The sequence below is a fragment of the Massilia sp. Masssp93 genome (assembly GCF_059491295.1).
Map to the genome: position 1 here is coordinate 980,487 of NZ_CP168502.1, position 23,818 is coordinate 1,004,304.

Sequence of the window (23,818 nt, forward strand, 5' to 3'; positions counted from 1 at the left end):
TTTTGCGGCCGGACCCGGCCCCGGCCCGTACGCGCCACTCGAACTCGGATTAGAATGACGCTTTCGCGTTCGCAAAGAGTAGGCAATGGCATACAAGACCATCGAAGACACGATCGGCAATACCCCGCTGGTGCAGCTGGTGCGCATCCCCGGGCCGGAAGCGGCGGCCCGCAACAACGTTATCCTCGGCAAGCTCGAAGGCAACAACCCGGCCGGTTCCGTCAAGGACCGCGCCGCGATGTCGATGCTGCGCGGGGCCGAGGCGCGCGGCCAGATCAAGCCCGGCGACACCTTGATCGAAGCGACGAGCGGCAACACGGGCATCGCGCTGTCGATGGCGGCGGCGATCCGCGGCTACAAGATGGTGCTGGTCATGCCGGACAACCTGTCGGTGGAGCGCCGCCAGAGCATGGCCGCGTATGGCGCCCGGATCATCCTGACGCCCAGGACGGGCGGCATGGAATACGCGCGCGACCTGGCCGAGCAGATGCAGAAGGACGGGCAGGGCATCATCCTCGACCAGTTCGGCAACCAGGACAATCCGCGCGCCCACTACGAGACGACGGGGCCGGAAATCTGGCGCGATACGGACGGCCGCATCACCCACTTCGTCAGTGCGATGGGCACCACCGGCACGATCATGGGCGTGTCGCGCTACCTGAAGGAACAGAACGAGGCGGTCCGCATCGTCGGCGCCCAGCCGGAAGAAGGATCGTCGATCCCGGGCATCCGCAAATGGCCGGAAGCGTACATGCCGAAGATCTTCGACAAGTCGCGCATCGACCAGGTCGAGAGCGTGACGCAGGCCGCGGCGGAACAGATGGCGCGCCGGCTGGCGGCCGAAGAGGGTATTTTCTGCGGTATTTCCGCGGCCGGCGCCTGCGAAATCGCCTTGCGGATCGCGCAGACGGTCGAGAATGCGACGATCGTATTCATCGTCTGCGACCGCGGTGATCGTTATTTGTCGACGGGTGTGTTTCCCGCCTGATCGTCATTGTGCCCGGCGCGGGTTCTCGGCGCTGGGTCTCCCCATCCCACTACGATGTGGGGCAGTCATTCCTGCTCCGGTGCGGCGGCATCAAGGGCCGCCGTCCGGTCTGGCGTCCTTCATTATTGATCGAGGCCGCTGCCGCTGGCGTCCTTGTCTTTCGGCTTGAACTGCTTGTCGCTGATGCGGAACTTGGCGCGGCGGTCGCCCATCAGGTAACGCAGGTCGCGGATCGACAGGTCGGAAACTTCGTGCATGCGGATCAGCAGCGAAGCGCCGACCGGCAGGCGGTGGTGGCGGATCTTCGAGATCACCGGCGGCGCGACTTCCAGCGCGCGCGACAGGGCGGCGTCGTTCTTCAGGCGCAGGTTCTCGATCAGGGTGTCGAGCAGGCGATTCGGGTTGTATTGCAGCAGTTCGTCGTTTTCCGAATCGCTGTTCATATCGATACCGACTTGGTTCGTCATGATGTCACTATTCCTATGAGGGGTTTGTCAGAGCTCACGGCAAACTTCCAGGTCCTTGAGGATGTGAAAGTTTCTACTAAATTATACAACTAATTTCAAATTTAGTACTCAAGAGCAATAAAAATCAGTGGCTTTTGTTGAGTTCGTTGTCACATCGCAACAATAGCCGCAATGCAATTCTCTCACAAACTCACCATGGGAGATAATTGTTTTTTATTTAAAATTAAGTGTAAAGCAATTATCGATGCGCCGCCGCACGTTTCGGAATTGAATGGTGGAATGACAACTTGAGAGGGGGTATCGGGAAAGACCCACAGTTTCCTAGGAGAACTGTCTAGCGGAAATGTGGGTACTCCCCGGGGGTATAACGTTGTCACGACTGCATTAACTCAGCAGTATTTATGACAAGTCTGTTACAAATTGATACAAAGTTGTTGGTTCGGAGCAGCTAAATGCCGCGTGCGAGCCGCACCGCACGGCCCAACTCCACCACCGACATGGCATAAAAATAACTACGGTTATATTTCGTAATAGCAAAAAAATTAGCGTTTGCGACCCAATACTCCGTCGGGTCCGCGCCGTTCTGCAGGTCGACGAGGCCATACAACCGGCCGCCCGGCAGGGCCGTGTGGGTCGCGACGCCGGCGCCGTCGAGCTCCGCCGGCTGGTAGCGGGCGTCCAGGCCGCCCAGCAGCGGCTGCCAGGCGAGGCTGGGCGCCACGTCGGCAGGGAAGACGGCCGGCCCCGTGTTGTCGCGATCCCAGCCGTGCTGGACGAGGAAGTTGGCCACGCTGCCGATCGCATCCGCCGCGGAGCCGCGCAGATCGACGATGCCGTCGCCGTCAAAGTCCACGCCATACTTGAGGATATTGCCCGGCATGAATTGCGGCATGCCGACGGCGCCCGCAAACGAGCCCAGCAGCGAGAACGGGTCAATGTTTTCCTTGCGCGCCAGCAGCAGCGTCTTCTCCAGCTCGCTGCGGAAGAACGCCATGCGGTCGAGCCGGTTCGGCGCTTCGGGATAGGCGAAGGCGAGGGTGGTCAGCACGTCCACGACGCGGAACCGCCCGGTGTCGCGGCCATAAATCGTTTCCACGCCGAGGATGCCGACGAGGATCTCGGCCGGCACGCCGTACGTCGCCGCCGCGCGCGCGAGGGTGTCTTCGTTCTCGGCCCAGAAGCGCACGCCGGCATTGATGCGGATCGGCTCGATGAAGCGGTCGCTGTACGCGCGCCAGTTCTTGGGCTTGCCCGGCGGCGCCGGTTTCACGAGCTGGACGGCGGAATCGATGAAGCGCGCCTGCTTGACCACGTCGTCGATCTGGGCGCGCTCGAAGCCGTTGCGGGCCACCATATCGTCCTCGAAGTCCTGCACGGCCTGCCATTCGCCGAAGTTGACGGGTTCGCCGTCGTAGTCGATGGCGGGGCGGGCGGGCGCGGCGGCTTTCGCCGTCTTCGCATGCTTGCCGGACTTTTTCGCGGCCTTGGCGGACTTGGCCTTGGCGGCATGGGAATGATGGAGCGAGGATGCGGCGACCGCATCCGCCGTCGCACCGGCGCCGACGGCCAGGGCAAGCAGCAGTGGAACGAAGGATTTCATCGAACTCGGGACAGCAAATCTCTCAGGATGGGGACGAGGCCGGTGCCGGTGGCCTGCGATCCGTAGCGGTAAGCGCTGTAGCGGCGCAGGAATTCCGTCGCCGCCGCGCCGGGCTCAGGGGGCAAACCGGCATCGGCAACACGCCGGGCGTATGCGGTCGGCCCTTCGTCCGGCGCACGCGGCAGGCCGAGCTGGCCGAGGCGCTGGCACAGGACCGAGTATAGCGCATCGACGGGGTCGGCTTTCCGTCGCTGCGAGAATTTTCTTACCAGGAACAACATGGCGCAGAGCATGCCGATCAGCGCCAGGCTTTGCCAATGGGACAATCCTTCTTGCAAGCGTTGCACGACGTGCTGCTGGCGCTGCGGCGTATAGTTCAGCACCCACTGGTTCCAGCCGTTGTTGACGGCGCCGATCGCGTAGCGCAGGCGCCCGAGCAGCGAATCCGGATCGGGCTGCAGCAGCCGGCCCAGGCCTTCGAGGCCGAACGGCGCCGGGGCCGGCAGCGCGCTTGCCAGGCTGTGCTGCACGCGCTCGGGCGCCACGGCGGCCGTCGGGTCGACGCGCACCCAGCCCCGCCGCGGCAGCCAGACCTCGGCCCAGGCATGCGCGTCGGACTGGCGTACGGTGAGGTAGCCGTCGATGGGATTCATCTCGCCGCCCTGGTAGCCCGTGACGACGCGCGCCGGCACGCCGGCCGCCCGCATCAGGAACACGAAGGCGCCCGCGTAATGCTCGCAAAAGCCGGCGCGCGTGCCGTACAGGAAGTCGTCGACGGCGTCCCGTCCGGGCAGCAGCGGCGGCTGCAAGGTGTAGACGAAGCCGCCTTGCGCGAATTCGCGCAGCACGGCCGCCACGCGCCGCGCCGGATCGGGCTCGCTTGCGAGCGCCTGCCCCTCGGCGCGCGCCCGCGGATTGGTCCCGTAAGGCAGCGTCAGCCATTGCCCGTCGAGGGGCGACGCCTCCGGCTGCAGCCGGTATTGCACGAACGAGACGAGGTCGTAGCGCACGCGTTCGGCGATCGGGTCGAGCGACTGGAATTCCAGTGCGCCGGACAGCGCCACGCCGTGGCCCGGCACGTCGGGCAGCGCACGCGGCATCTCGAGCGCGAACAGCCAGCGCGTGTTCGACGGTTCCAGCGTGACCTCGTAACCCACCGGCTTGCCGCCGACGGACAGCGACAGCGGCTGCGGACGCACGAACCGCGACGGCCGCACGCGGGTCCACGTGCGGCCGTCGTAGTTGCCCAGCACGGGACCGCGCCAGTACAGCTGCGGTTGCGGCGGCACGGGGCCGTCGAACTTCACGCGGAACGCGACGTCCTCCGACTGGGCCAGGTTCGACATCTGGCCCGGCGCCATCGTGTCCGACAGGCCGGTGCGGGCCGCGTGCGAGTCGTCCGGCATGCCCCACAGCGGGCCTTCGATGCGCGGAAACAGGAAGAACGCGGCGCCTGCCAGCGGCAGCGCCAGGCCGAGTACTTTCGCGCCCATCCACAGGCGCGTGCGCAGCGGCGGGACGGCGCCCGTCAGCTGGAACGACAGCTGGGTCGCGAGCAGCGCGACGATCGACGCCAGCATCAGCAGCGCCGTCGGGATCGTCTGCGAATAAAAGAAATTGGTGAGGACGAGGAAGTAGCACAGGAACACGACGACGAACAGGTCGCGCCGCGCATGCATCTCGAGCATCTTGAAGGCGACGAGGAGCACCAGCATGGCGACCCCGGCATCGCGCCCCAGCAAGGTGTGATAACTGTGCAGCACGCCGAACATCGCGGCCGCCGCGATCGGCACGAGGACGACGTTCGACGGCATGCGCCGGCCCAGCAGCGTGACGCCGGCGCGCCAGGCCAGGGTGGCGCCGCACAGCAGGCTCACCCAGAGCGGCAGGTGGGCCGCGTGCGGCATCAGCACGAGCAGGCTGCTGGCGATCAGCAGCAGGGTGTCTTGCTTGTCGCGCGACAGGGGCACCCTCACGCCGGCTCTCCCGGCAAGCCGTACAGCGCCAGCGCGCGCAGGCAGGCCGCCTGGTGCGCCGTGCCGAGGGCCGCGTCGTAGCGGATGCGGCCGAGGTGGAAGGCGTAGGGCAGGGCGCGCTGCTCCGCTTCCAGCACCCAGCGGGCCATGCGCGCGAGGCGCAGTTCCTCGTCGAGCCGGGCCGGCAGCGCGTCGAAGTCGAGCACGAGCTCGTCGACCGTGCCGCCCTCGAAGTGCTTGGTGACGAGCTGGCCGCCCAGTTCCGGGTCGAGCCGGGCGATCTGGCGCCAGGCGAGATGGCGCAGCGGATCGCCCGGCTGGTAGCTGCGCACGCCGCCGAAATCGTCGTTGCCCGCGCTGCCGATGCCGTCCGGACTGGGACGGCCCTGCATCGGCAGCGGCGGCGCGTCCTGCTCGGGGAAGGGATAGACGAGCGCGCGGCTGTCCGGCTGCCACCAGCTCCAGGCGCGGAACAGGCCGAGCGGGAAGCGCGTGGACAGGCGCACGCGCGGCGGGCGCATCCACCCGCGGGCGCGCGTCGGCGTGCGCAGCACCAGCGTGGCGCTGCCGCCGGCCGTGCCGTCTCCCGTTCCCACGTCGACGGCCTGGCGCGGTTCGGGCACGTCCTCGAAATCGATCCAGACGGCGTAGCGGGCCAGCCGCGTGGGATTTTCGACGCGCAGTTCGAACGGCGCATCCTCGCCGGCGAACACGTCGGGCGCGCGGCCGGGGCTGAGCACGAGGCCGGCCAGGTTGCGCGTCGTCTGCACCATGTCGACGAGGGCGCAGGCGGCGGCGACGAACGTCAGGCCGAAGCCGAGGCCGAGGTTGTAGTTGATGGAGCCGATCAGCAGCACGAGCAGCAGCGCGCAGAAGCCGAGGCCGGCGCGCGTGGGCAGGATGTAGACGCGCCGCTGGCTCAGCAGCACGCTGCCCGCATCGCGCGCCGTCGCCCGCGAACGCCACAGGGCGCGCTTGCGCTCGAGCCATCCGCCGGGTCGCGCCATCGCAGGATCGGCAATCCCGGCCATCAGACCGGGACCGACTTCTGCAGCTGCAGCACGAGGTCGCGGCTGGCCATCGCGACGCCCTGCGCCGAACGCAACGGCCGCAGGCGGTGCGCGCAGACGGGCACGAGCAGGGCCTGCACGTCTTCCGGAATCACGTGGTCGCGGCCTTCCAGCGCGGCCCACGCGCGCGCCGCCTGCAGCAGGGCCAGCGTGGCGCGCGGGGACAGGCCCTCCGCGAACAGCTTGCCCGAGCGCGATGCCTGCGCGAGGGCCTGCAGGTAGTCGATGAGGGCGCCCGACGCGTGGATCGCGCGCAGCGAGCGCTGGGCATCCATCAGTTCCTCCGGCCGCATCACGGGTTCGATCGTCTTGAGCATCGCGCGCCGGTCTTCGCCCATCAGCAGGGCGCGCTCGGCGGCGGCGTCCGGATAACCGAGCGACAGGCACATCAAAAAGCGGTCGAGCTGGGATTCCGGCAGGGGGAAGGTGCCGACCTGGTGCGCCGGGTTCTGCGTCGCGATGACGAAGAACGGTTCCGGCAGTGCGCGGGTGACGCCGTCGGCCGTGACCTGCCGCTCTTCCATCGCTTCCAGCAGGCCCGATTGGGTCTTCGGCGTGGCGCGGTTGATCTCGTCCGCGAGCAGCACCTGGGTGAAGATCGGGCCCGGGTGGAACACGAAGCCGTTCTTTTCGCGCTCGTAGACGGAGATGCCCGCCACGTCGGCCGGCAGCAGGTCGCTCGTGAACTGGACCCGGTTGAACCTGAGGCCCAGCGACAGCGCGAGCGCGTGGGCGAGGGTGGTCTTGCCGACGCCGGGCACGTCGTCGATGAGCAGGTGGCCGCCGGCCAGCAGGCAGGTCAGCGCGAGGCGGACTTGCTGGTCCTTGCCGACCACGATCTGGCTGACCTGGCGCGCGCTCGCGTGCAATTTGTTGAACATGGATGGTTTCCGGTCGTCGTTCAGGGGCGGCGGTGCGCGCGGGCGTGGTAGATTAGCGTTGTTAGCAACAAGATATGCCTGCGTCATTTGCCTGTCCCGTCGATTCTATGCGAGAACGGGAGGGCTTGCGGTACGGATGAGCAGCACGCGCACACACGAACCATGAGTACAGCCATCTACAGCCACCCGGACTGTTCCCTGCACGAGATGGGCAGCTGGCATCCCGAAACGCCCGAGCGCCTGCGCGCCATCGAGGACCAGCTGATCCTCGCGCGCCTGGACGGCCTCGTCGAGCACGTGAGCGCGCCGCTGGCCGACGAGGCCGACATCCTGCGCAACCACACGCAGGGCGCCCTCGACCTCGTGCGCGGCAACCTTCCCGCGGTGCCCGGCGAGCACTATCCGCTCGACGGCGACACCCTGTTGTGCAAGGACAGTTACCGCGCCGCCCTGCGCGCCGCCGGGGCCGCGGTGGCCGCCACGGATGCCGTCATCGCCGGCACCGTCGACAACGCCTTCTGCGCCATCCGCCCGCCCGGCCACCATGCGCGCCCGGGCGAGCCGATGGGCTTCTGCCTGTTCAACAACGTCGCCATCGCCGTGCGCCGCGCGCTCGACGTGCACGGCCTGGAGCGCGTCGCCATCATCGATTTCGACGTCCACCACGGCAACGGCACGGCGGAATCGTTCCGCGCCGACCCGCGGGTGCTGATGGCCAGCTTCTTCCAGCATCCGTTCTATCCGTACACCGACCCCGAACCTATCACCGCTACGAGTATCAATGTGCCGGTCGCGGCGTACACTGGTGGCGACGCCGTGCGCAAGCTCGTCGCCGAACAGTGGCTGCCCGCGCTGCACGCGTTCCGCCCGCAGATGCTCTTCATCTCGGCCGGCTTCGACGCCCACAAGGAAGACGATATGGGCGGCATGGCGCTGGTCGAGGCGGACTACGCGTGGATCACGCACCAGGTCGCCGACATCGCGCGCCGGTACGCGGGCGGGCGCATCGTCAGCTGCCTCGAAGGCGGCTATGCATTGTCGGCGCTGGGACGCAGTGTCGTGGCCCACATCAAGGCCCTCGCGGAACTCGACTGATTCCGCGAACTCTAACCCTCACAAATATGGATGAGTGGAGGGATGATGAGAACGCTCCGTTGTTTGATGGCACTGTGCCTGCTGGCATTCGCCGGCCTCGCGTCGGCAACCAACTACACCTTGTGGATCAACGGCCGCACGGGCGGCGGCGCGATCGGCAACTACACCGACTTTGCCTACTGGGGCCCGGCCAGCATGGACGCCGGCGTCAACAAGAAAGCCGTCAACTGGGACGGCCGCAGCAGCATCGCATCCCAGAGCGGCCGCATCCGCGACGCGCTCGACTGCTTCTGCACGGGCACCAACTGGTGCTACATCGCCACGCACAGCGCCGGCGACCTGCTCATCGGCTACACGCTCGCGAACTACGGCGGCTCCGCGCGCGTGAAGAAGGACGCCCGGCCGAACGCATCGGGCGTGTGCGGCAATGCGGGCGGTTCGTCGCAGACCGGCTGGAACATCAAGTGGATCGCGTCCGCGGCAGGGTCGGGCGGCGGTTCGGAACTGGCGGACATCGGTGCGTGGGTCATGTCGGAACCCCTCGTGCAGGATCTGCGGGTCCGTACGGCGCGCGCCATGTACAACCACAACGCCACCCGCGGCATCTGGTTCTGGATGTATGCGGGCGCCGACGGCGGCGTGACGTCGGTCTTCCTGCCGGGCCAGGACGACGGCGTGCAGGCCTATCACAGCGCGGGCGCCGTCTCGGGCGCGTCGGGCGGCGCGTATTGCAACCCGCACGACTGGTTCTGCCACGAGCTGACCCTGGGATCGGGACCGAACGGGGACGGCCGCGCCAAGTGGGCCAACCACTGGGTCGCCTTCCGCGACGACGGCGAGAACTACAACCACTACACGGCCGGGCACTGGGGCGGCATCGTCGCCGTCATGCGCGCCGCCGTGGCGGCCAACGCCAGGTAGCCGCGCTGCCGGCCCTATGTGGAATCACAGGCCACCAATCTGGCTCGCACGGCAATTGACACACCCATGAACCCTCTCTACAGTCGACTCGGCCGTAAGCCACGGCGACCTCATCAGTTCGGCACCGAACCGGCGTACGGCGACACCATCCAACGACGACGAGAATGGAGGAGAGGAGATGACACTGATGCGCTGGCTGACGGCGCTGTGCCTGCTCGGAATCACGAGTCTGGCATCGGCGACGAACTACACGCTGTGGATCAATGGCCGCACGGGCGGCGGCACGATCGGCGACTACAACAGCTTCACGTACTGGGGCCCGTCTTCCACGGCGGCGGGCGTCAACAAGAAGGCCGTCAACTGGGACGGTTACAACAGCATCGCATCGCAGGGCTACCACATCCGCGATGCCCTCGACTGCTTCTGCACCGGCAGCAACTGGTGCTATATCGCGACCCACAGCGCGGGCGACCTCATGATGGGCTACACGCTCGCGAACTACGGCGGCTCGGCACGCATGAAGAAGAACGCTGCGCCGAACTCGTCGGGCGTGTGCGGCAACAGCGACGGCACGTCGCAGACCGGCTGGAACATCAAGTGGGTCCGCGCCGCGTCCGGCGCGGGCGGCGGCTCCGAATTGGCCGACTACGGATCGTGGGCCGTGTCCGACCCGCTGACGCAAGACCTCAAGACGACGACGGCGCGCGCCATGTACAACCATAACGACACCCGCGGCATCTGGTTCTACATGTACGCCGGCGCCAAGGGCACGGCCTACTCCGGCATCCTGCCCGGCCAGGACGACGAGGCCGTCGCGTACCACAGCTCGGGCGGCGTGTCCGGCAGTTCCGGCGGATCGTACTGCAATCCCAGCGACTGGTTCTGCAACGACCTGACGCTCGGAACAAGCGCGAACGAGGGGGGCAGCGCGAAGTGGAGTTACCACTCCGTGTCGTTCCGCGACGACAGCGAGGCCTATAACCATTACACGAACGGTAATTGGCAAGGCATCGTGTCCGTCGTGCGCAGTGCAATGGTGAACAGTGCCCTCTAGCCGTCACCGTAACGACAAGCCGCCGCGCCGCCCGTCCGCTCCGCCGCGGCCGGGCCTGCGGCGGCTGGCGCTGGGGGCGGCGGCCGTCGCCGTCGTGGCCGTCCTCGTGTGGAGCGCGATGGACCACGACGGCGCCGCGCCCGTGGCCGCGGCCAGCCAGCCCCCCGCGCCGCATGGGCCGCAATTCTTCGGCCGGGTCCAGGCCGAGGGGCTGCCGCTGCCGGACGACCGCGCGAGCCGGCGCCGCCAACTGGTCGACAACGTCCAGCTGGCCGATCACACGTATTGCAGCTATCGCACCTCCACCCAGTATCCGGTCGGCTCGCGTCCGATGAAGGACAATCCCGACCAGAATCGCCCCAACGACCTCGTGGCCTCGATGAACCCGATGCGCCTGGACGGCGGCGGAAGCGAAGGCCGCGTGCAGTTGCAGACCTCGCAGTCGCGGGTCTATATGGCATCCGGCGAATCGGTGGCGTTTTCGCTGCGCGCGGTCGACGCCGACGGCAAGACGCTGCCGCTCGTGATCACGCGCGCCCTCGCGCAGGGCATCACGTATGCGGGCACGCGCCAGACGCCGCAGGTGAGCATTCCCTTCGTCGACGACGGCACGGGCGCCGACCCGGTGCCGAACGACGGCGCCTTCGCCGGCGTGCTGGCGCCCGCGCAGACGGGGCTCGCGTCGTTCAACGGCACCATCCGCACCGAAGTGCGCTACAACGTGGGCGGCAAGAGCGGCGTCGTGCAATTCGACGTCATCTACACGCCCGAACTGCCGGCCGTGTGGGCTGGAGCGCCGCGCGAAGCCGTCGAGGAGGGCTCGCTCGTGTTCCACCTGCCCCTCGAGGTGCGCATGCCGGGCCGCTACATCATCAACGGCCGCGTCGACGACGCCCGCGGCCAGCCCGTCGCGCTCTTGACCTTCAACGACGTGCTCGGCCCCGGTCCGAACGACGTCAGGCTGACGATGTTCGGCAAGCTGCTGCGCGACCAGTCGCCGCCGCTGCCCCTCACGCTGCGCGACGTCGACGGCTACCTGCTCAAGGAAAATACCGACCCCGACCGCGCGCTGGTGCCTCGCCTGCAAGGCAAGGTCTTGACGGGTACGTCGCACTCGCCGAAAAGCTTTTCGGATGCCGAATGGCAGAGCGAGGAACGGTCGCGCTACCTGACCGAATTCGGCAAGGATCTCAAGGAAGCGCGCGCCCGCCTGGCCACGTTCGACCCGACCGTGCCGTTGCCGCCGAGCGAGTGCATACCGGCAACACGATAGCGGGCCTGCGTGCGCCGCACCCGTCAGTACGCGTGGACTAGCGTAAAATAGAGGGTTGCACGCAGATATTGAGAGTTCTACATGTCGATTCAATGGTTCCCGGGCCACATGGCCGCCGCCCGCAAGCAGGCCGCGGAACAGATGGAAAACACCGATGTGGTCATCGAGGTCCTGGACGCCCGCCTGCCGGAGGCGAGCAGCAACCCGATGGTCGAGGAGTTGCGCAAGTTCCGCCAGCGCCCCTGCCTCAAGGTACTGAACAAGACCGACCTGGCGGACCCGGCCGCCACGGCCGCCTGGGCCGCCTGGTACGACGCCCAGGACGGCGTCACCGCTTACCCGATGACGACCAAGAAGCCGTCCGACGTGGCGCGCATTCCGGACCTGTGCAAGATGCTGGCGCCGCATCGGGGCGTGCCGACGAAGCCGCTGCGTATCATGATCATGGGCATCCCGAACGTGGGCAAGTCCACGCTGATGAATGCGCTGCTCAAGAAGCGCGTCGCCAAGGTCGGCGACGAGCCGGCCGTCACGAAGTCCCAGCAAAAGCTTTACCTGGACAAGTTCACGGTGCTCGTCGATACCCCTGGCATGCTGTGGCCCAAGATCGAGATGGAGAGCGACGGCCTGATGCTGGCGGCCAGTCACGCGATCGGCACCAATGCCGTCATCGAGGAAGAGGTCGCGGAATTCCTGGGCAGCCTGCTGCTGCAGCGCTACCCGCAGCTCTTGAGCGCGCGCTACGGCGTCAAGACGGAGGGCATGGACGGCTTCGGCGTCATCGAAGGCGTCGCCCAGCGCCGCGCGTTCCGCGTGCGCGGCGGCGACTACGACTACGAGAAGGCGGCCCACGTGCTGCTGCAGGATTACCGCCAGGGCGCGCTGGGCCGCATCAGCCTGGAAACCCCGCAAACGCGGGCCGAGGCGCTCGAACGCCACCGCGTCGAGATGGAAGAAAAGGCGCGCATCGCGGCCGAGAAGGCGGCGCGCAAGGCGGAAGAGGCGGCGCGGGGGAAGCGCGGTACGTGAAATCCCGTGCCGGTTCGATGCCGGCTCCGCGCGCCGTTCCCTTGTGCGGTTCAGCTTTACATCTGATGCTTACGATTCTTTCCACGCCCGACGCGTGATACACGGCGTTCCGGAAAAAGGCGGCAACGGTCGTCGTTCAGGTGCATCACGGGGCAGCTTGCCGGCCGCCCCGTGCGCGATGCTGTCTACTTTGACGGTCCGAAGTACGGCTTGAACGCCTCCTGCAGTTCCGGCGGGAGCCGGTTGAAGTCGATACGCTGATTCTTGATTTCAGCGCGCAGCCGATCGGGCCCGCCGAATGCCTTTACCGTCCTGGCTGCGAAATCGACCGCCAGCGCTTTAAGCATGGGAATCGGCACGTTGCCGTCGTTGTTGGCATCCGGGTCGTGTACATCGAAGGTCTCGCCCGCATCGTCGCCACCGCACGTGGTGCCCGTCACGGTATATACCGCTCCGTTATCCCAGTATTCATACAGTTTTTGGTCAGGATCCCTGTTCAGCCGTTTGGAATAACCTGTCAGCAGGTAATACGTACTCGCGGCGTCCCTTGCATGCCCAATTATCCACACGCGGCTTGTGGCAAACGCATCTTCGAGCTGGCCGCACGTTACGCGCAGGTCCTCGGGGAAAGGTTCCAGGTTGGTCCGCTCGAGCGGCAAGCGCAGACCCAGTACGGGAACAGTCAGAAAGCGCGGCGGCTTGTCGCTGACCGCTGCGGCGGCCGTCGTGTTGATTGCGCACAACGCGGCCGCGACGATTCTGCTAATAGCGGTAGACGGCATAGGATGGCCTCGGTTTTTGATCCGAGCTGGATGCTGAATTCAAGAGAGCATTGTTATGTCGAGCTGATCTGCAGAGTTTAGCCATGGTCAAACTGCGGCGACTCGAGCGGCAAGCGATGCGCAAGCGTGGATGGTTCGATGTGTTGGGTTCTTCACGAGGCCGCGTCACCAAACCTGAAACTCGACACCGTCAACGCCCCGAAAAAACTCTCCTCGTGATACACGCACGCGGCCGCTTCATTCTCGGCCGCGCCGAGCGCCACCCACAGCGGCACGAGGTGATCCTCGCGCGGATGCGCCATGCGCGCGTAGGGCGCCTCGCTCCAGTGCAGCAGCGCCTGCTCGCGCTCGGCCGGCGCCAGCTCCAGCAGCACGTGCTGCAGCCACATATCGAAGGCATTCGACGCCAGCGCGCCGCTCGCGCCGAACTGGCGCAGGTTGTGGAACGACAGTCCGCTGCCCAGGATCAGCACGCCCTCGTCGCGCAGCGGCGCCAGCGCCCGGCCGGCGGCCAGGTGGACGGCCGGGTCGTAATCGTGGCGAATCGACAGCTGCACGACCGGCACGTCGGCGTCGGGATAGATCGGCGCCAGCATCGAGAACGTGCCGTGGTCGAAGCCGCGCTCCGCGTCCAGGCGGGCGGGCTGGCCGGCGTCGTTCAGCAGTTGCGCGACGCGTTGCGCCAGCTGCGGCGCGCCGGGTGCCGGATAACGGATCTGGTACGTGTGCGGCGGGAAGCCGCCGTAATCGTAGATCATGCCCGGCGCGGTGCCGGACGACACGGTGAAGTCGTCCGTCTCCCAGTGGCTCGTCACGACCAGCACGGCGGTCGGACGCACGCCGATCTGGCGCCTGATGTCGACCAGCGACGCTTCCAGCTCGGCGTAGGCAGTGCCGTACTGGTCCTTCATCCACGGCCACGGGCCGCCTCCGTGCGAGACGAAATAGGTGGGCAGGCGGGTCATGGGGGCTCCTTCACGCGGCGTGTCAAACGGTCATGGTAGCCGATTCGCGCCGGGCGCGTGGGCGGGTCAGCGCACCAGGGCGAGCAACGCGCACAAGCGCGCACTGCGCATCCACCCGAGCACGACGACCGCCAGCTGGGCCAGCACGACGGCGCCGATCGTTCCGGCCGTCCCCAGCGCGGGCACGCGCGTGCGTGCGAGCGCGAGCAGCGCGGCGACCGCGACGCCGATGGCCGTGACGGCGAGATACGTTCCGAATAGCGCCAGCGGCCGTTGCAGCAGCAGGGCGCAGCCGCGCCACCAGGCCGCGACGGCGGACGTGCGGCGGCGGTCGGCGGCCAGCACGGCACGGCCGATGTCGACCGTCGCATGGGCCAGCAGGAGCAGCACGGTCGTCGCCAGCAAGGCCAGGTGCGCGGCACGCTCGGCGTCGGCCTCCAGCAGGGCCGTCCCGGCCGCCTGGCCGGCGAGCCGCCAGGCGCCGGCGCCCAGCAAGCCGGCGACGCCGAGCGGCACGACCGACCACGCGAGCATGCGCGCCAACCGCGGATACTCCTGCGCGCCGGCGGCCAGCAGGGCGCCCGACCCGAGGCGTTGCGGCGCGCGGCAGGCCGCGATCGCCATGCCGGCCAGCAGCGGCGACAGCAGCAACGTCAGCGCCAGCGCGACGAGGCCGCCCAGGCCCAGCGCCGGCGTATGGCGTTCGCGCGCGGCGCCCACGATGTCGGCGAACGCGATCATGTCGAGGCGCTCGGCCAGGCGCGCCGCGTACACCGAGTGATCGAGGCTGGCGGACAGCATCTGCCAGACCGGCAGCGTGGCGACGACGGTCGGCAGCAGCAGGAGGACGGCCCACCACAGCAGCAACCGCCATTGCAGCGTATCGCGCGTCGCGCGCAGTACCGTGCCGGCGCCGGCCGGGCGGGACGCGCCGGCGTGCGTGGACCGGGGCCGGGCGAGGGTCGATTCGGTCGTCATAGCGTCGCGATCAGGGACAGGAGATATTCGGCGACGGCCGCGAAGTCGAGACCCCAGCGGCGCGACGCGCGCGCATCCGGTTCGAGGGTGCGGCTGTCATCGAGCTTGCTCACGTCGAGGTAGTGCAGGCGCTGCGGATCGAGTTCGGCCGAGACGGCCCGCGCGGTCTTCGTCCACACGAATTTGTGCCAGCGTTCGTCGGCGTCCCACTGCGCGGTTTCGCTGCTGCCGTCGGCGAATTTCACGACGAGCGTCTGCGGGACCGGCGCGCCGAGGCGGCGGACCGTCACCTCCGTGCGATACGGATACGGTCCGGTGCCGTCCGGCGCGTGCGGATGGAGCTTGTGCCAGCGCGTGCGCGTCTCCTCGTTCCAGCGGTCGACCTTGTCCTGCTTGTCCTCGATCCACGCACCGCCCCGCTGGCGCATGCCGGCAAGGGGCGGCAACTCCGTGCTCGTGAAGTCGCCGATGCGGTCGTCGACGCGGGTGGCGGCGTAGACCTGGCGCGCGAATGCGTCCTCGACGTCGGCGCGCCGGCCCGTCACCTCGGCCAGCGTCTCGCGCAGGTCGGCGATGCTCGGGTGGCGGAACTTCCAGCGCCGGTAGTATTCCTTGAAGGCGCGCTCCATCGGGGCGCGGCCGATGCGCGCTTCGAGGTCGCGCATCAGGGTCGCCGTGCGCGTGTAGACGGGGCCGATGTCCTGCAGTCGGTGCCACGCGTTGTCGCCGGGCGGATCGGCCGGATCGTTGCGCGGCGTGGCCGCGCGCTCGGCGTCGAAGGTCGGGTAGCCGGGCGCGAAGTCGAGCCGGCGCAGCAGCGGCGTCGCGATGTACGCCAGCTGGCCCTGGTCGCGCATCATGCGGTTGTCCCAGTATTCGTTCAGGCCCTCGTCCAGCATCGGCTCCTCGAATTCGTTCGAGGCGAGCAGGCCGTAGAAATAGCCGTGGCCGAATTCGTGGATCGTGACGAAGGCGAGGGCGAACTGGTTCGCCGTGCGCGGCTCGACGGTCCGATAGGCCTCGGCCGTGAAGAAGGTCGGGTATTCCATGCCGCCCGCTTCTTCCGCGTTGTACGGCGGGATCACGATGGTCAGGGTCTTGTACGGGTACGGCCCCAGCGTGTTCGAGAAATACGTCAGCGCTTGCTTGGCCGCCTTCAGCGCGGGTGCCGCGCTGGCGGCGAATTCGGGCGGGTACAGCACGGTCACCGTCACTGGCGGGCTGCCCGGGCCGGACCACGTTTCGACGAGCGGCTTTGCCGTCTGCCGGTCGGCGGTCCAGGCGAAATCGTGGACGTCGCCCTGGGCGAAGCGCCAGGTGCGCATGCCGCCCTTGTCGACGGGCGCGCCTTGCGGCTCGCCGGTCGCGCCCACGGTGTAGCCGCGCGGGACGGTCAAGCTGACGTCATAGCTGCCGAAGTCGGCGTAGAACTCCGAATTCATGTGGAACTCGTGCACGTTCCAGCGCGGCGCGCGCGCCCCGCGCTCGCCCGGCAGTTCCAGCACGCCGATCTTCGGGAACCATTGGGCGACGAGGTGGAAGGTGCCGAAGTAGCCGGTGCGCGCGACGACGCGCGGCAGCTGCGTGAAGAAGTCGATGGCGAACGTGGCCGATGCGCCCGGCGCCACGGCCTGCGGCAGGTCGAAACGCACCACCGTGTGGTCGGAGGGCGGTCCGTTGTCGGGATGGACGAAGGTCCACGGCACGCTCGCGCCGCCTTGCGCGACGCGGCGCAGTTCGATTTGGCCCCATGCGTCCCTGATGTCGGTGGCGGCGCGGTACGAGCCGTCGCGTTCGCGCCGCTCCGTGAAGAACGTGCTGCCGGCGCCGTCGAACGCGTTCATGTACAGGTGCAGGTAGACGCTTGTCACGGCAACCCGGCTGCGGTTGCGCCACGTGAGCCGTTCGTGCCCGGTCACCGTATGCTTGTCCGGATCGAGCGTGGCCGCGATGTCGTAGTGGACGACGCGGTCGGACAACGTCGGCTCCAGGCCCGTGCGCGGGCCGCCCCAGGCGTCCGGGCTGCTGGGGACGCGCACGGCGGCGGCATCGGGCGCGGCGAGGGCGATACCGTCGGACGCGGGCGCGGGCTGCGGCACCGGCGCGATCGAGGGCGCGGCTGCCGGCGCGGCGAGCACCGCCCCCGCCAGCAGCAGGGCGGCGGCCAGTGCGGCGCCGGGCATCGGGGTGAAACGCGGATTCATGCGGGACTCCAGGCGTGGCTCGTCGGGTGCGCTCACTATATGCGAGTTCCCGGCGGGTCTGCGCGGGTTTCGTGCGGTGCGGCGTTGGCAGGGTTATAATCCCGGGGTTCTGGTGCCCGCATGCGCGTCTGCGCGTGCAGTTAAACGGGAAACACGAAGCGGCGCCGCCTCCGGCGGCACGCCAGCGTGTGCTGCCCCCGCAACGGTAAACAAGCGTCGCCGCACGGCGACAGGCCGCCCCGATGACCACTGTGCTTGCATAGGAAGGTGGGACGGTCCGTCTTGGAGCCCGGAGACCGGCCAGACAGGTGAAGCCGGCTCGCGCCGCGCTTTTTGTGTACGCCGGCGTGCGGGGACGCTTGCCGGTGCCAACCCGAAAATTGAACATCCAATGCATTTTGCCGCCTCCACCCGCGGCGCGCCGGCTTTGACGCCGATCGCGCTGGCCTGCGCCGTATCCCTGTCCCTGTTTGCCGGCGCCGCGTGCGCCCAGGACGACATCCCATCGACCGTCGTCGTCACCGGTTCCCGCTTCCCCAGCGTGGCAAGCCTGCGCCCGATCGGCGCCACCGTCATCACGCAGGACGACATCCGCCGCGCCGGCGTCAACGACGTGAACAGCGCGATCCGCAAGGTCGGCGGCGTGTTCGGCCGCCAGAGCCTCGATTCGTCGCCCGACTTCGCGCTCGACCTGCGCGGATTCGGGACCAACAGCGCGCAGAACATGGTGATCATGGTCGACGGCGTGCGCCTGAACGAGAACGAGCTGACGAATACCGTGCTGTCGACGATCCCGATCGACACGGTCGAACGCATCGAGATCACGCGCGGCGGCGCCAGCGTGCTGTATGGCGAAGGCGCGACCGGCGGCGTGATCCAGATCACCACGCGCCGCGCGGTCGCCGCCGGCATGCACGGTTCCGTGTTCGCGGAAGCGGGCCGGTTCCACGAGCACGACGTGCGCGCATCGCTGTCGCAGACGGCCGGCGACGTCAGCGCCGACATCGCCGTGGCGCGCCAGGGCAGCGACAACTATCGCAAGAACAGCGACTTCGACCAGACGACGGCATCGCTCAACGTTCAGACGCGCTTTACCGGCGGCCGCGCCGGCATCCACGTGGAGAGCGCGCGCCAGGAATCGCGCTTCCCCGGTTCGCTGACCCTGGCCCAGTTCGACGCCGACCCGACGCTGGCCTCGACGCCGAAGGACTTCGGTTCGCTCGACACCGACCGCGCGAACGTCTTCGCCGAGTATCGCGTGGGCGCCGTCGACCTGGCGCTGGACCTGTCGCACCGCGAGCGCAACGTGCGCTCGAACTATCTGTCCACGAGCTTCACGTCGGTCAACGCGTACGACGGCCGCCAGGACCAGTTCTCGCCGCGCGCGCGCTGGCTCGCCGATGTGGGCGGCATGCTCAACGAACTGGTGGGCGGCCTGGACTTCACGCGCTGGAAGCGCAAGACGGCGTCGTCGTTCTCGACCGCCGACGCGAGCCAGGGCGCGAAGGCCGTGTACGTGCGCGACGAGCTGCGCTTCGATCCGGCCCACGACGGCCGCATCGCCCTCGGCGCGCGCCACGAGACCTTCGACAAGGACTACGTGGACGCACTCGCCGGCGCCGCCGCGGAAGACCGCTCGCAGGCGCAGAACGCGTGGGAAGCGCAGGCCAGCTACCGCGTCCATCCGCTGGTCGAGGTGTATGCGAAGGCGGGGCAGAGCTACCGCGTGGCGAACGTCGACGAGAACAGCTACCGCTCCAGCACCGACATCCTGAAGGCGCAGACGTCGCACGACCTGGAATTCGGCACGACGCTGCGCCACGCGCCGGGCGACGACAGCCGCACGCTGACGGCGCGCGTGTTCCGTCATCGCCTGCACGACGAGATCTTCTACGATCCGACCGCGAACGGCGGCTGGGGCGTCAACACGAACCTCGATCCGACGGAGCGCAAGGGCTTCGAGATCGATGCCGAGGCGCAGCTGGCCGCCGGCTGGCGCGCGAGCGCGCACGTGCAGCACGTCATCGCGCGCTTCACGGCAGGCCCGAACGCCGGCCGCGAACTGGTGCTCGTGCCGAAGAACGTGCTGACCGCGCGCCTGGCCTGGGCGCCGGGCAACGGCCAGTCGGCGGACGTGGGCGCGCAGTGGGTGGACAGCCAGCGCTACGGCAGCGACTTCACGAACGGCTGCGCGGCGCGCATCCCGTCGTACGCCACGTTCGACGGACGCTACGCCATCAAGCTGGGCGCGTGGGAAATCGCCGCGGCGGGGCTGAACCTGGCGGACCGCCATTACTTCAGCAATGCGTTCGGGTGCAAGTCCGGCATCTACCCGAGCGATGGACGCCAGCTGAAACTGTCGGCGCGCTACGACTTCTGAGAACCGGGGTCAGAGCCCGATTTTAGGAAATTGCCAAAAATCGGGCTCTGACCCCGGTGTTGGTTACGACGGTAACGAAATGCAATAAATAAGCCGGGGCTAAGGTTGGCGGGCGAAAAAGTGGTAATCTCGCGATCGTTCGCTCAACCAACTTAGAAGGAAAATTATGCGTTCCCTGCGTTTTGCCCTGCTCGCTACCGTGCTTGCCGCCAGCACCGCTTTCGCTTCGCCGACCGACCCCAAGAACGGTGTCGAGTACGTGACGCTCGCTCAGCCGCAGCCGGTGCAGCCTGTGGGCAAGAAGGTCGAGGTGATCGAGTTCTTCATGTACCACTGCCCGCACTGCAACGCGCTGGAACCGCAGCTCGAGCAGTGGGTCAAAAAGCAGGGCGACAACATCCACTTCAAGCGCGTGCATCTGCCGTTCTCCGGCGCCAAGGATCCGGAAGCGCACCTGTACCTGACGCTGGAAGCGATGGGCAAGGCCGAGGAATTCCAGCCCAAGGTGTTCAAGGCCTGGCACGTGGATCACCTGCGCCTGAACACGGACGCCGCGATCATCGACTGGGTGGCGAAGAACGGCATCGACCGCGCCAAATTCATGGACGTGTGGAATTCGTTCGGCGTGACGACCAGGCTGCGCCAGTTGCCGCAGATCACGAGCGACTACAAGGTCGACGGCGTGCCGACCATCATCATCGACGGCAAGTACCAGACCTCGCCCGCGATCGTCTACAATTCGGTCAAGAGCAGCAGCGAACCCGTGCTGTTCCAGGCCACCCTGCAGGTGATGGACGCCCTGGTGGCGAAAGCGGCGAAGTCGAAATAAGCGAAACAAGCGAAACAAGCGAAACAACGCAAGGTAGAGAAACAGCGCAATGAGTGACGTCGAAGGCAAGATCCTGAAGATTTACGACAAGTCCAAGCCGGACGGGGAGCACCTGTTCGACTCGAGCAACTGGAACCACCTCGCCTGGTGCATCGTGGTCCTGCTCGCGGGCCTGGCCTTCTGGCTCGCCATTGCGCTGGTCAATGCCGAAAACCAGCGCAACGCGTTGATGACGAAACAGTGCGCCGATCCCATCTTCAAAGGGGAGATCGACCAGCAATGCCTGCTGACCGTGCATTCGCGCGAGCACTGGTGGCAGCACCTGTGGTACGGGATGCGCCACGTGCGGCCGGAAGCCCCAGCACCGGTGGCGCGCCGCCGCTGAGGCGTCGTCCCGATAAGCGCGCTCAGGCGGCCAGCACGCCGTCCGGCAGGCTGATCACGAAGCGCGCGCCGCCCAGCGGCGACTGCTCGACCTTCAAGTGGCCGCCGTGCAGCGCGATCGCCTTGCGCGCGATCGACAGGCCGAGGCCGAACCCGCCCGTGGCGCGGTCGCGGCTGCGGTCGAGCCGGTAGAACGGTTCGAACACGCGTTCCCGCTCCTCTTCGGGAATGCCGGGACCGTCGTCCTCGATGGCGATCTCGATCCGGCAATCGTCGCGCCGCACCCGCAGCGCCACCTCGTGCGCCGCGTATTTCTGCGCATTCCTCAGCAGGTTGCCGATGGCACGGGCGAGCAGGCGGCGGTCGGCGTCCATGCTGCCCAGGCGCTCGCCCAGGTCCACGTGCAGGCGCTGCGGACGCGGATGCAGGCCGTCTGCGCATTCGCGCAGCAGCGGCTCCAGTTCGAACAGCGCGCGCTGCGGGCCTTGTGCGTTGTCGAGCTTGCTCATCGACAGCAGTTCGTTGACGAGGTCGTTCAACTCCGCCAGGTCGCCCTCCATCGCCGCGATGCGCTTCGCTAACGCGGGATCGGCCGCTCGCTCGTTCAACAATTCCAGCGCGAACTCCAGCCGCGCGATCGGCGTGCGCAACTCGTGCGAGACGGAATGCAGCAGGTTCTTCTGCGCTTCGAGCAGGCCCTGGATGCGCTCGGCCATCGCATTGATGCGCTCGGCCAGCGGATAGACGGCGTCCGCCGGCTTCAGGTCGGCCCGCGCCGATAACTGCCCGGCGCCGAACTCGTCCGCCACGCGCGACAGCGTCTGCAACGCCTGCCAGTGCGCGCGCGACCACAGCGCGATGGGCACCAGCAGCGCGAGCGCAACGACGACGTAGCGCACGACTTCCATCGCGAGGGCCTGGCCGAGGTCGATCGGCAGGTTGTACGCGCGGATCGCTTCCTCGTTGCTGCCGATGTAGCGCTCGCCGTGCAGGTCGACGCGCCGGAAGAATGCCTTGTGCTGCGGGTCCAGCACGACTTCGCCCCGCTCCAGCGCCGCGTACTGGCGGGCGGGCAGGGCGGCGCGCGCCTGGTCCAGCGGAATCAGGTCGAAATGGGCTTCGGACACTTCGCGCACCTTGTTCAGGCGGCCCAGCCACTCGTCGGCCGGGGCGCGGTCGACATATTGTTCGAGCAGGAAGATCTGGGCCGACGCCTGGCGCCGCGCGATGTCGTCGAGCGGGTCGCCGAACAGGCGGGCGAAGACGAAATAGATCACGAATGTCGCGCCCGTGATCGACAGCATCACGAGCACGAAGAAACGGAAGAACAGGCGATTCACGCCATCATCCTCCGCACGCGGCAAAGGCTGGGTCGGGTTTTGTCTTGCACATATCGAAATTGTATAGGAGCAATGGACTAAAAAACCATCATTTACAAATTGTGGACAAATGCCCGACAGTCGGCGGATGAAGTTCTTGCCGCACCTGCGTACGATCCTCATCGTCAGGGCACCTCGAACACCGTGCGGGCAACGCAGGGCGGCCCTGCAGCGCGCGGCAGGCGGTTGGGCGTGTCCTTATCGGGTTTTCCGTTTGGCCCACCTGATGCGCGAGAGACGGTGGGCCTTTTTTTATTCGGATGCGTGCCGGGCACACGGCGCCATCGTATTCCTGGAGAGGGGAGAATGAGCATTCCTGGACGCATGATATGGCCGCTGGGCGCCGTCGTGGCCGGTGCGGTGTTGTCCGCATGCGGTGGCGGAACGACGACGCACGACCGGCAAGCCACCCCGGGCATCGCCGTGGGCGAGCCGAACCCGGCCGCCCTCGCCAAGGCGCCGTTCATCGAGATGGCGCGCACATCCGGCTGTAACGAGACCCGCAACCGCCTGTTCGTCATCGACGGCAAGCAAGTGTTTTGGGACCATGCCGGCCAGTGCGCCGATGCGTCATATGGGCAGGTCCTGTTCGGCAGCAAGCCGGAGACCCGCCTGTGCTCGTCCGGCGACACGATCGCCGGCCCCAGGATGGTGTGCGAGGACGAGAGTGCCCGTGCGCTGTTCGAGACGCTCGTCAAGAACGCCGACCGGCCCGACCTGGGCCTGGGCAGCGGCCACACGGTCGAGCAGCTGAGCTTCATGCCGCCGGCCGGCACGGCCATCGCCTATGAAACGGTGGCGCGCGACGACCTGTCGGGCGTGACGGCGCGCCAGACCCTCGTCATCAGGGACCAGGCCGCCTGGGACACGCTGTGGCGCCAGCATGCCGCCGGCCGCACTCCGGCGCCCGCCGTGCCGAAGGTCGATTTCACGCGCAGGATGCTCGTGGCCGTGTTCGGCGGCGAGTACGCCGACAGTTGCCACGGCATCGCGATCGCCCGCGTGGCGGCCGGCGCCAGCACGCTCGACGTGGAGGTGGCCGAGCGCGACGTCCCGGCACAGGCGGTCTGCCTGCCGGTCGTGCGCCACCCGATGCAGGTGGCGGCCGTGGAACGCACGGATGCGGACGTCGACTTCATCAAGGCGGCCGCCACGGACGTGCCGTTCCGGACGGCGGATGCGACGAGCCTGTCGAACGTCCGCGCGGCGCGCACCGTCGTCGTCAAGGATGCGGCCGCCTGGACCCGCCTGTGGAACGAACACGCGCCCGGCCGCGCGCAGCCCGCCGTCGACTTCGCGGCCGACATGGTCGTCGGCGTGTTCATGGGAACCGGCGCCAGCGGCTGCTACACGACGGCCATCGACGGCGTCGTGCGCACGGCCGACAAGATCCTCGTGCACGAGCTCAGGTCCGTGCCGGGGCCGGACATCGCCTGCGCCATGTATGTGACGACGCCCGCGCACCTCGTCGTCGTCCCGCGCAGCGACCTGCCGGTGGAATTTGCGCTGGAAATGGCAACGAGGTAGGAAAGGATATGGGAGGACGGGAGACAAAGCCGTAGA

The 23,818-nt window shown here is 67.6% G+C and carries 20 protein-coding genes and 1 riboswitch; of the genes, 10 read left to right on the plus strand and 10 right to left on the minus strand.

What is annotated here, in order from left to right; all coding sequences use genetic code 11:
- Window positions 1-85 precede the first annotated feature (85 nt).
- Window positions 86-988: a cysteine synthase CysM gene (cysM, locus tag ACEN9Q_RS04305; protein ID WP_495627483.1), complete on the plus strand. Its 903-nt coding sequence runs from the start codon at window positions 86-88 to the stop codon at window positions 986-988.
- A gap of 122 nt (window positions 989-1,110) precedes the next feature.
- On the opposite strand, the gene ACEN9Q_RS04310 is transcribed toward cysM, so the two are convergent.
- The 5 genes from ACEN9Q_RS04310 to ACEN9Q_RS04330 form a co-directional block, all read right to left on the minus strand.
- Entirely contained in the window at window positions 1,111-1,455 is a 345-nt protein-coding gene (locus tag ACEN9Q_RS04310) for a hypothetical protein (RefSeq protein WP_082548403.1), read from the minus strand.
- A gap of 448 nt (window positions 1,456-1,903) precedes the next feature.
- On the minus strand, window positions 1,904-3,055 hold the full coding sequence (gene mltB / locus ACEN9Q_RS04315) for a lytic murein transglycosylase B (RefSeq protein ID WP_495627484.1): 1,152 nt from the start codon (window positions 3,053-3,055) through the stop codon (window positions 1,904-1,906).
- Window positions 3,052-5,031 (minus strand): transglutaminase TgpA family protein, encoded by a 1,980-nt coding sequence (locus ACEN9Q_RS04320; protein ID WP_495627485.1) that lies wholly within the window; start codon window positions 5,029-5,031, stop codon window positions 3,052-3,054. The genes mltB and ACEN9Q_RS04320 overlap by 4 nt, the downstream gene beginning before the upstream one ends.
- Window positions 5,028-6,038: a DUF58 domain-containing protein gene (locus tag ACEN9Q_RS04325; RefSeq protein WP_495627486.1), complete on the minus strand. Its 1,011-nt coding sequence runs from the start codon at window positions 6,036-6,038 to the stop codon at window positions 5,028-5,030. The genes ACEN9Q_RS04320 and ACEN9Q_RS04325 overlap by 4 nt, the downstream gene beginning before the upstream one ends.
- Window positions 6,039-6,061: 23 nt before the next feature.
- The gene (locus ACEN9Q_RS04330) at window positions 6,062-6,982 is read right to left on the minus strand and encodes an AAA family ATPase (RefSeq protein ID WP_056450618.1); all 921 of its coding nucleotides are present in this window, start codon (window positions 6,980-6,982) and stop codon (window positions 6,062-6,064) included.
- Window positions 6,983-7,144: 162 nt separating this feature from the next.
- On the opposite strand from ACEN9Q_RS04330, the gene ACEN9Q_RS04335 reads away from it, so the two are divergent.
- From ACEN9Q_RS04335 to ylqF, 5 genes are all read left to right on the plus strand, one after another.
- Window positions 7,145-8,077 (plus strand): histone deacetylase family protein, encoded by a 933-nt coding sequence (locus tag ACEN9Q_RS04335; protein ID WP_056450621.1) that lies wholly within the window; start codon window positions 7,145-7,147, stop codon window positions 8,075-8,077.
- A 45-nt stretch (window positions 8,078-8,122) separates the two neighbouring features.
- Window positions 8,123-8,998, plus strand: coding sequence for a hypothetical protein (locus tag ACEN9Q_RS04340; protein ID WP_495627487.1), 876 nt, complete (start codon window positions 8,123-8,125; stop codon window positions 8,996-8,998).
- A 178-nt stretch (window positions 8,999-9,176) separates the two neighbouring features.
- A complete protein-coding gene (locus ACEN9Q_RS04345; protein ID WP_200958421.1) occupies window positions 9,177-10,052 on the plus strand; it encodes a hypothetical protein in 876 nt (291 codons plus the stop codon).
- A complete protein-coding gene (locus ACEN9Q_RS04350) occupies window positions 10,042-11,325 on the plus strand; it encodes a choice-of-anchor X domain-containing protein (RefSeq protein ID WP_495627488.1) in 1,284 nt (427 codons plus the stop codon). The genes ACEN9Q_RS04345 and ACEN9Q_RS04350 overlap by 11 nt, the downstream gene beginning before the upstream one ends.
- 81 nt (window positions 11,326-11,406) lie before the next feature.
- On the plus strand, window positions 11,407-12,354 hold the full coding sequence (ylqF, locus tag ACEN9Q_RS04355; protein ID WP_495627489.1) for a ribosome biogenesis GTPase YlqF: 948 nt from the start codon (window positions 11,407-11,409) through the stop codon (window positions 12,352-12,354).
- Window positions 12,355-12,539: 185 nt separating this feature from the next.
- Here ylqF and ACEN9Q_RS04360 read toward each other — a convergent pair whose 3' ends face one another.
- From ACEN9Q_RS04360 to ACEN9Q_RS04375, 4 genes are all read right to left on the minus strand, one after another.
- A complete protein-coding gene (locus ACEN9Q_RS04360; protein WP_495627490.1) occupies window positions 12,540-13,136 on the minus strand; it encodes a hypothetical protein in 597 nt (198 codons plus the stop codon).
- Window positions 13,137-13,288: 152 nt separating this feature from the next.
- Entirely contained in the window at window positions 13,289-14,101 is an 813-nt protein-coding gene (locus ACEN9Q_RS04365; RefSeq protein ID WP_495627491.1) for a dioxygenase family protein, read from the minus strand.
- 66 nt (window positions 14,102-14,167) lie between these two features.
- Window positions 14,168-15,079 (minus strand): hypothetical protein, encoded by a 912-nt coding sequence (locus ACEN9Q_RS04370; protein WP_495627492.1) that lies wholly within the window; start codon window positions 15,077-15,079, stop codon window positions 14,168-14,170.
- On the minus strand, window positions 15,076-17,283 hold the full coding sequence (locus tag ACEN9Q_RS04375; protein WP_495627493.1) for a M1 family metallopeptidase: 2,208 nt from the start codon (window positions 17,281-17,283) through the stop codon (window positions 15,076-15,078). Before ACEN9Q_RS04375 ends, ACEN9Q_RS04370 begins: the two co-directional genes overlap by 4 nt.
- 93 nt (window positions 17,284-17,376) lie before the next feature.
- Window positions 17,377-17,602, plus strand: a riboswitch (cobalamin riboswitch).
- Window positions 17,603-17,674: 72 nt separating this feature from the next.
- Between ACEN9Q_RS04375 and ACEN9Q_RS04380 the strand changes: the two genes are divergently transcribed.
- The 3 genes from ACEN9Q_RS04380 to ACEN9Q_RS04390 all read left to right on the plus strand — a co-directional run bounded on the left by ACEN9Q_RS04380 (window position 17,675) and on the right by ACEN9Q_RS04390 (window position 20,877).
- On the plus strand, window positions 17,675-19,663 hold the full coding sequence (locus ACEN9Q_RS04380) for a TonB-dependent receptor (protein WP_495627494.1): 1,989 nt from the start codon (window positions 17,675-17,677) through the stop codon (window positions 19,661-19,663).
- A gap of 166 nt (window positions 19,664-19,829) precedes the next feature.
- Complete coding sequence (locus tag ACEN9Q_RS04385; protein WP_056450645.1) at window positions 19,830-20,492, plus strand: thiol:disulfide interchange protein DsbA/DsbL; 663 nt, start codon at window positions 19,830-19,832, stop codon at window positions 20,490-20,492.
- A gap of 49 nt (window positions 20,493-20,541) precedes the next feature.
- Window positions 20,542-20,877, plus strand: a complete 336-nt coding sequence (locus tag ACEN9Q_RS04390) for a hypothetical protein (protein ID WP_495627495.1) — start codon at window positions 20,542-20,544, stop codon at window positions 20,875-20,877.
- 22 nt (window positions 20,878-20,899) lie between these two features.
- On the opposite strand, the gene ACEN9Q_RS04395 is transcribed toward ACEN9Q_RS04390, so the two are convergent.
- The gene (locus ACEN9Q_RS04395; RefSeq protein ID WP_056450651.1) at window positions 20,900-22,216 is read right to left on the minus strand and encodes an ATP-binding protein; all 1,317 of its coding nucleotides are present in this window, start codon (window positions 22,214-22,216) and stop codon (window positions 20,900-20,902) included.
- Window positions 22,217-22,561: 345 nt separating this feature from the next.
- On the opposite strand from ACEN9Q_RS04395, the gene ACEN9Q_RS04400 reads away from it, so the two are divergent.
- Window positions 22,562-23,782: a hypothetical protein gene (locus tag ACEN9Q_RS04400; RefSeq protein WP_495627496.1), complete on the plus strand. Its 1,221-nt coding sequence runs from the start codon at window positions 22,562-22,564 to the stop codon at window positions 23,780-23,782.
- The last annotated feature ends 36 nt before the right edge of the window (window positions 23,783-23,818 follow it).